The sequence below is a fragment of the uncultured Rikenella sp. genome (assembly GCF_947628055.1).
In the GTDB taxonomy this organism is placed as follows: Bacteria; Bacteroidota; Bacteroidia; order Bacteroidales; family Rikenellaceae; genus Rikenella.
In genome coordinates, this window is the sequence record NZ_CANQYJ010000103.1 from 1 (window position 1) to 8,622 (window position 8,622).

Sequence of the window (8,622 nt, forward strand, 5' to 3'; positions counted from 1 at the left end):
ATCTTCTTGGGGTGTGAGCAATAGCGGGTTATCGAGTGATTACCTTATACCCGCTATTGCCACACCCCAAAGAAAACACAATGCAAGAGGACTGCGGAGCCTAAGGAGTAGCGTAGCTATCTGAAAGTCTTTTGGGTACCTTTTCTTCAGAAAAGGTACGGTTGCCTCCAACTAAGGCGAAGAATAAACGAACAATTAAAAGAGAAGCATGAGTAAGACCGCGAATAAGATTACAGCAGCGATAACCGGCGTGGGAGCCTATCTTCCCAAATACATACTCGACAACGAAGAACTCAGCCGGATGGTCGAGACCTCCGACGAATGGATCATGAGTCGGATCGGGATCAAGACCCGGCACATTCTCAAGGGAGAAGGGAAAGGTACCTCTTATATGGGCGAACGCGCCGTGCGGGACCTGTTGGAAAAGACACAAGTCGACCCGCAGGACATCGACCTCGTGATCTGCGCCACCGTGACACCAGACATGGCATTTCCGAGCACCGCCAACTTGATAGCGTATAAGTCCGGATTGACCAAAGCATTCGGATTCGACCTGTCGGCGGCATGCAGCGGATTTCTGTTTGCCTTGACCACCGCAGCCAAATTCATCGAATCGGGGACTTACAAAAAAGTCATTGTCGTGGGGGCGGATAAGATGTCCTCGATCATCGACTATGAAGATCGGACGACCTGCCTGATTTTCGGGGACGGAGCAGGGGCGGTGCTGGTGGAACCGAATACGGAAGGGCTCGGACTGATTGACGCCAGCTTGCACTCGGACGGATCGGGAGCCGTACACCTTTATCTTAAGGCGGGAGGGTCGTGCTATCCGGCCTCGCACGAGACGGTGGACAACCGGTGGCATTATGTGCATCAGGAAGGGCAGCCGGTGTTCAAGGCAGCGGTGTCGCACATGGCCGATACGGCGGTCGAAGTGATGGAGCGGAATCATTTGACGGCGGAAGACGTGCGGTATCTGGTGCCGCATCAGGCCAATAAACGCATTATAGACGCTACGGCACACCGGATGGGGCTGCCGGAAGACCGGTGCATGATCAATATCCAGAAGTACGGGAATACGACCGCGGCGACGATTCCGATCTGCCTGTGGGACTACGAAACGCGGCTCAAGAAAGGGGATAACCTGATACTGGCATCGTTCGGCGGGGGATTTACGTGGGGGGCGATTTACCTGCGGTGGGCGTACGACGGCGGGACGATGCACAAGTAGACGATACATCTTATTGCATAGAAACAGGCGTATCCTCACCTACCGCTGGAGCAATCATGATACGTAAGTGGTGAATGGCCGCATAGTTCAAGGGATAGAACGGAAGTTTCCTAAACTTTAAATACAGGTTCGAGTCCTGTTGTGGCTACCGCGAGCGGCCCATTCTCTTTCTGTACTGGAAAGAGAATGGGCCGCTTCCTCTCCCCGAGGCGGGCCGAAACCCGCTCTCACTCGTCGACCCTTGCAGGCACCGGCCCTTCTTCTGTCATTGAACGCTATTCTGTCCACACGCCGGCGTCAATCCGACCCAAGATTCGGATTGACATCGGCGCGAAACAAAAACGATTAATAAAAAATGCCGGTACAATACAGAGTATTCATCCATTAAGGGCTGACTACCTCATTGTTTGTTGGAATTATACTGTTAGGATCTCATCATTGACATACAGGTCAAACAGAATACGGCACCAAAAGTAAAACCGCTATAATACCGATAATCATACCTATAATACAACTTTGTGATGTTTAGCTTTAGCTATAACTATAGCTGAAATTACAGCTAAAAAAGTAGACAGAGGATTTATAATTATAAACAAAACGACATTAATTGTTACATAACTAATTCCTGTCAAGTGGCTTAAACGCTGCATTATCTCTATGCACGAATTACAAAGCTGATCCATTTTTATTGGAATTCACTTGTTTTTGTCAGAATGTACTGCTTTTCACATTGGATTAAAAAGGATATATCCAGTATACCCATCTATTGAACTCTAATTTTACTGCAAGTATTGTCGTAAAGTGGCTGCCGGATCGGATTTTAAGTATCTAAAAATAAACAGCCCACAGCCCCAAATTGCAAGTAATTCTTGTGTCCTGATTATTTAAATTTTTGATTGAGTCGAACAAAAGCTTTTTCAAAATCGTCGTATATCCGAAGTAACGCCGGATCCTGACTGTACACAGGCTCGACACGCACCCCCAAGGCAGAAATCATCGTACTTTTCAAATTCTTTCTCTCACGCAAACTGCCTTTCTCGATCCATTTTGCGACGGATCGATTGTTTGCTCGGATTTCCGACTCGACTCGTTCATATTGTTCCGGCAATATCCCCGTCTTCAAGGCATCTTCCTTAGAAATACCCAAAACAAAAAATCCACTGGAGTCCCGATCGACATAGTCCATCAGTACCTGTACGCCAACCGGAGTAACCTCTGCCGGAATATCGTTCTCCATAATCGACCCGAGATTCTTTTGCAAAGCGTTATACAATTGACAATACTGTCGAGCATATTCAAAATAAGGTTCCATATCCAAATCTGATATCGTGCAGGCAGTATCGTCACTTATTTCCAACATTCCGTTCCGTATCACAGGATTCAAAATACGGAAAACTTGTATTCTGGTCGCCTGTTGTTCCAAAGACAATCCTGTTGCAGTATTAGACAATAACAATGTCGGCGCCAAAACTTTCGGGTGCGCTGAAAGCGGCGACACACAACAAATACCAGCGACCAAATACAAAATAAACCTACAAAAAGTTTTCATTTACATCAAGAATTAGCGCCTAATTTCTATTTTACATTCAAAATATATTGTGCATTTAATTGACGTTCTTCCGCCGGTAGACATAGACCTCGCACCCATGTGCCGGCAATGTCCCCCGTACAAGCCCCTTTTTCGAGGTTTTCCCCGTCCACGCGTTCGTCACCTCCGCCGGATAGAGAATGTCCGCGTCCCGCACCGGATCGAACACAAAAGATTTCGGCGCGTCCGACCGGTTGAATATGCAGATCGCCACCCCGTCTTTCAGCTCCTTGCGCAGGTACTGCAAATCGTCCGAACGCATGAAAGTATATCCCTGCCGCCCGAGCGAGTCCTGATCCACCGCGATCAAATGCCGGTTGGTCAGCAGCTCGCGCGTAAAGTCCGACATATCCCGCAGGTCGTTATTGACGATCAGCGGCGCCGCCAGCATGCACCACAGCGCAAAATGGGTCTTATATTCCTCGTCCGTACACCCCGCGAACCGTTCGTCCGGCGACGACGATTTCCCTTTCCCGTACAGCCCCACCATCAGCAGGTCGGGATCGTTCCACGCGCCCGGCCCCGCATGGCGTTCCAGCCCTTCCTGCGTGTCGAAGATATCCATAATGCCGACCAGAAAATCGTCGCCTGCCCGCCACCCGTCGCGCGAGTCGTAGGTGGTTCGCCACAGATGTCCCCCCGCCGCCTTTGCCCACAGCCACGGGCTCCGACCTCCCCACTCGCAAATGGCGTAAACGATCGGTTTCCCTGTCGCCTTGAGCGCGTCGCCCATCTTCTTGTATCGTGTGAAAGCCGTGGTGCGGTCTTTCGGTGCGTGGCAGTAGTCGTATTTCAGGTAATCGATCCCCCAGTCTGCAAAAGTCTGCGCGTCGATTTCTTCAAAACCGAGGCTGCCCGTTACCCCTGCGCAGGTGAGTTCCGCCGCATCGGAATAGATCCCGAGTTTCAGTCCCTTGCTGTGCACATAGTCTGCCAGCGCTTTCATCCCTTCCGGGAACCGCACGGGATCGGGAAACATCCGGTTCTTGGTGTCGCGTCCGCCGACCCAATAGTCGTCGATAATGATGTATCGATACCCGGCGTCGCGCATGCCGTTCTCGACCATCGCGTCGGCGATCTCGCGGATCAGCGAGTCGCTGACCTCCCACTCGAACTGGTTCCAGCTGTTCCACCCCATCGGCGGGGTCAAGGCCAGCGTATCGATCGGTGTCGGCTCTCGCTGGGCCTGCGCTGTCCCGCTCCCGGCTATCAATAGTAAACTTGCGATGATCCAATGTTTCAGTTGCATAAACGATTTTGTTTTATTGTGGGGTAATGATTTTTTGTTCCGTTTCGTGGCTGCGGCTGCGGGTTTGGCTGGCGTCGGACGGTGCCGTTCGGCACTCGAAAAGACTTTGGTTGCGATCTCCCCATGTCAGGCCGCAGCCTCCCGCAGCGGAGGCCCGCTACTTTTTAATCGTTTGCGCGAGAGTTGTGTTCTCCGCGGGCTGCGCGCGGGCTGCGACCCGGAGTTGTGCTTTCCCCGCGCGCTGGGAAAATCTTGTTCAAAATCATAAATCGATTTTGAACGATTTTCCTTTTTCGGCGTCGACGCGCGGTGTCGGTGCCGCTGGGCACTCGATCCGCACCCTTCGGGTGTTTTACTGGCCTGCCGGCAGCAAGATAAACTACCCCAAAGAGGTACTGCCCTCGGGCCGGGCAGGCCCCGCTTAAATAAGTTCTTGCAAACTCCAATAAAAGCCCCAACGGGGCCCCGCGGCGGGCTTGCAAAACTTCGTTTCGCTGGAATCGGAGCTATCTCGAACTATGCTCGCGCGCCGGGAAAATCAATCGGTTTCAACTCTCGTTGAAACCGTCGATTTTCCTCTTTCGGCGTCGGCGCGCGGATGAGTTTGAGAGAACTGCGCTCCCGCGCGGGGCCGCGTGCCCGCGGTGGGCTTGCAAAACTTCGTTTTGCTGGAACCGGAACTACCCCGAACAATTCTCACGCGCCAGCGAAATCTTATTTCAGCAAACTGTCGTTTGTCGAAATGATTTCGCTCTGTAAGGCGTGGCGTGCGGATGCCGGTGCCACTCGGCACGCGAACCACAGTCGTTGGCTGTTTTATTGGCCGTCTCCCCGTTAGCTCTGGCCGTTGTTGTCGGAATCAAATAAACTGCGACCCGAAACTGTACTTGTCCTGCGCGCTGGCGGAAATCCTGTTCAAAAGCAATTCATGCTTTTGAACGATTTCCTACTCCAGCCGTCGCGCGCGGTGCCGCTCGGCGCGCGATCCGCAGTCGTTGGCTGTTTTACTGGCCTGCCGGCAGCAAGATAAACTACCCCAAAGAGGTACCGCCCTCAGACCGGGCAGGCCCCGCTTAAATAAGTTTTTGCAAACTCCAATAAAAGCCCCAACGGGGCCCCGCGGTGGGCTTGCAAAACTTTGTTTTGCTGGAATCGGAGCTATCTCGAACTATGCCCGCGCGCCGGGAAAATCAATCGGTTTCAACAAGAGTTGAAACCGTCGATTTTCCTCTTTCGGCGTCGGCGCGCGGATGAGTTTGAGAGAACTGCGCTCCCGCGTGGGGCCGCGTGCCCGCGGCGGGCTTGCAAAACTTCGTTTTGCTGGAACCGGAGCTATCTCGAACTATGCTCGCGCGCCGAGAAAATCAATCGGTTTCAACGTGAGTTGAAACCGATGATTTCCCTCTTCCGCCACCAATGCGCGATGGTTCGCGGTCCGCAAGCCGGTGGAACGATATAGAATAAAGAATGGTAAAATACCGCGCATTTAATCATGAACCCGCCGTTCGACTTCGCGCTTGAAATCACTGAAAACGTTCATGTAATTCATGAACGCATCATACGGCGAATCATACGGATTGAAATAGCTGTGCACGTCCCCGTCCGAGAACCACTTGGTGCACATATAGTAGAAGTGATCGGAAGACTGCAAGGCATACCACACCCTCGTCATATCTGGGTCATCCAGCCGGCAGACCTTATCCTCCAGCGAATAGAGTTTGCCAAACGCTTCGTCCTGCAATTCGTTTCCCAACCAGGCCGTAATATCCCGTTCTTCGTCCGCCCACGAGATCGGATGCGGCACATGGAGTACCCCCACCGGTTCATACTTCGCCGCAATCTGCTTCGGCGTCCGGAATTGCAGCTCCGGATGCCGCACCACCTGTGCGATGAACTGTTCCATGAACTCGAATATTCCCGTATCCCGTTTCTGATGTTCCCCGAACGTTTCGTAGTCCATGAAGAGGTTGATGATTTCCCCCTCCTGATCCGCGATCCAGTCGATGTACTTGTCCGCCGTCAGCGGCCAGCCGTCCCACCCCTGATCCGAGAACCGGAAGGCGATGTCGTCGCTCAGCCGGAAATTGCGCAGCAACAATTTCTGTTCCTGCTTGATCGCATTGGCATACACGAAATTCGGGCTCTTCCATCCCAGGATATGTTTCGCCCCCTCGGTCAGCAAGGTGTGATACCCCATATTATAAACCATCTCGCCGATGCTGTCGCTGTAAATGAGCTCGGTATTCCGGAATGTTACCGGCCGCATGCCGAACAGCTCTTCGATCGTGTCCGCATGCAGCCGCACCTGCCGTTCAAACTCGTCCTTACTGGTCAGCGAAGCGAGCGAGTGTGCATAAGTTTCCGCCAGGAACTCCACCGCACCCGTCTGCGCCAGCTCGCGGAAACTGTCGATCACTTCCGGTGCATAGAGTTTGAACTGTTCGATCGCGATCCCCGACACGGAGAATGACACCCGCACATTTTCCGCCCCATGTTCCCCTATCAGTTTAAGTAGCAGCCGGTTCATCGGCAGATAGCATTCTTCCGCCACCTTTTGCAAAATGCTGCGGTTCAGGAAGTCGTCGAAATAGAAATGGTCTTTCCCCATGTTGAAGAACCGATATTTCTTCAGCCGGAAAGGTTGGTGTACCTGAAAGTATAGATTGAGGTTTTTCATATGCTGTTGAGGTTGAGTATTCGGTTTCGGTTTCAAAAAGGTAAGAGGGTACAGGCCCGCTACGGGTAATAAAGCGTTACTTCACAACCGATTTATAAACGTCCAGTACATGTTTGGCCGCATTGTCCCACTTGAGCGTCGTGACTTCTTCCTGTCCTTTGGTAATGAACATGTTATGGAGCGCAGGATAGGTCACCAAGCTGTAAATCGCGTCGGCCATGGCATCCACGTCCCAATAGTCCACCTTGACCGCATGGGTCAAGACTTCCGCCACCCCCGACTGTTTGGAGATGATGACCGGCACGTTGGATTTCATCGCTTCGAGGGGCGAGATCCCGAACGGCTCGGAGACCGACGGCATGATATATACATCGCTCAGTTCAAACATCCGCCTGACTTCGTCCCCCCGGAGAAATCCGGTAAAGTGGAACCGGTCGGAAATTCCCAGCTTGGCCACCCGCCGCACCACGTGGTTGAGCATGTCCCCGCTCCCGGCCATCACGAACCGCACGTTCGGAATCCGTTTCAAGACTTTCGCTGCCGCTTCGACAAAATAGTCCGGCCCTTTCTGGTAAGTGATCCGTCCGAGGAACGTGACGATCTTATCATCCACCCCGCGCTCTTCCTCCGGCCCTTCGTGTGTCTTGAACCGCACTCCGTTGTGCACCGTCACCACTTTGTCCGGACTGATCCCGTATTTTTCGATGACGATATTCCGGGTCAGATTGCTCACGGCCATCACGCGATCGGCGGCCATCATTCCGCCTCGTTCGATGTTATACGTCACGGTATTGATATTTTCCCCGCTCCGGTCGAATTCCGTGGCGTGCATGTGCACCACGAGCGGCTTCCCCGAGACCCGTTTGGCGGCGATCCCGGCGTAGTAGGTCAGCCAGTCGTGTGCATGAATCACGTCGAACTGCCCTTCCAGCTCCTTGGCCACCTGTGCGGCGACCATCGCGTACCGCGCCACTTCCTCCATCAAATTGGCGCCGTACTTCCCGCTGAAGTTATACCGCTGTTTCCAAATATCCTGAGGCACGCCGCGCCGTTTCCCGTGCTGGAATTCGCTCCATTCGTTTTCGTACTCCTCCGGGCTCAGGTAGGGCACCATGTTGGAGTTGATCTGAATGAAGGTTAGCTGTTTCCAGAATTCGTCTTCGGTTTCCAGCGTTCCGTAGGGCGCTTCGACTTCCGATGCGTTCTTGATCTGTAAAAAGCGCTGGTCTTCGTCGCCGTAGGCTTTCGGCACCACAAAGATCACCTTGACGCCTAATTTCGACAGTCCGCGCGTGAGTCCGTAGCATGCCGTACCCAGCCCCCCTGCGATATGCGGGGGAAATTCCCAGCCGAACATTAATACTCTCATAGGTACCGATCCTTTCTTGTTTTCATGGATAAATATTTTGTCTTGCCCGCAAGTCGGGCAAAGTTTCTGATGCGATTTTTTCGTCTCAAGCGGGCGGGCTTTTCCTCCAGTGGAAAGCTCTGCGGGCTTTTTTATTTAAAAAAGACCTTTTTCTTCGCTGCCCTCCTGCCGGGCGGGCACTTTTTTTCACTTCACCGCTCATGTCGCGGAGGCTTTTTTCTTTGATAATTGCCTCGGGCCGGCGGGCTTTCTCTCCGGCGGAAAGTTCTACGGGCGTTCCCTCGCCGGGGGTAGAGTTTTTTCTTCTCCTCCCGCTCAGGCCGCGGGGGGCCCTTCCTTTCTTGGGTGACCAAGAACCGAGCAGCGTACCGAGGGCAGAGACTGCTTGCGGGCTATGCCGAGGCAGCGCGAGGAAGACCGCAGGTCAAAGTAAGCAAAGAAGTCACCGGGAATCGGTTTCGCCTTGTCGAAGCCCGCGCACCCGCACGGGCTTCTTAAGTCAAAACAC

The 8,622-nt window shown here is 53.0% G+C and carries 5 protein-coding genes and 1 tRNA gene; 2 read left to right on the top strand and 4 right to left on the bottom strand.

Annotation, left to right across the window (positions count from 1 at the left end; all coding sequences use genetic code 11):
• The first annotated feature begins 208 nt into the window (after positions 1-208).
• On the top strand, positions 209-1,231 hold the full coding sequence (locus Q0Z93_RS08630; protein WP_298064566.1) for a beta-ketoacyl-ACP synthase III: 1,023 nt from the start codon (positions 209-211) through the stop codon (positions 1,229-1,231).
• 76 nt (positions 1,232-1,307) lie between these two features.
• Positions 1,308-1,379 (top strand) — tRNA-Arg (locus Q0Z93_RS08635).
• Positions 1,380-2,111: 732 nt separating this feature from the next.
• On the opposite strand, the gene Q0Z93_RS08640 is transcribed toward Q0Z93_RS08635, so the two are convergent.
• The 4 genes from Q0Z93_RS08640 to Q0Z93_RS08655 all read right to left on the bottom strand — a co-directional run bounded on the left by Q0Z93_RS08640 (position 2,112) and on the right by Q0Z93_RS08655 (position 8,114).
• Complete coding sequence (locus Q0Z93_RS08640; protein ID WP_298064567.1) at positions 2,112-2,780, bottom strand: hypothetical protein; 669 nt, start codon at positions 2,778-2,780, stop codon at positions 2,112-2,114.
• A gap of 55 nt (positions 2,781-2,835) precedes the next feature.
• On the bottom strand, positions 2,836-4,068 hold the full coding sequence (locus tag Q0Z93_RS08645; protein ID WP_298064568.1) for a glycoside hydrolase family 27 protein: 1,233 nt from the start codon (positions 4,066-4,068) through the stop codon (positions 2,836-2,838).
• Between the two features lie 1,486 nt (positions 4,069-5,554).
• Positions 5,555-6,745 (bottom strand): glycoside hydrolase family 57 protein, encoded by a 1,191-nt coding sequence (locus tag Q0Z93_RS08650; protein WP_298064569.1) that lies wholly within the window; start codon positions 6,743-6,745, stop codon positions 5,555-5,557.
• A gap of 76 nt (positions 6,746-6,821) precedes the next feature.
• Positions 6,822-8,114, bottom strand: a complete 1,293-nt coding sequence (locus tag Q0Z93_RS08655; protein WP_363291694.1) for a glycosyltransferase family 4 protein — start codon at positions 8,112-8,114, stop codon at positions 6,822-6,824.
• Positions 8,115-8,622 lie beyond the last annotated feature (508 nt).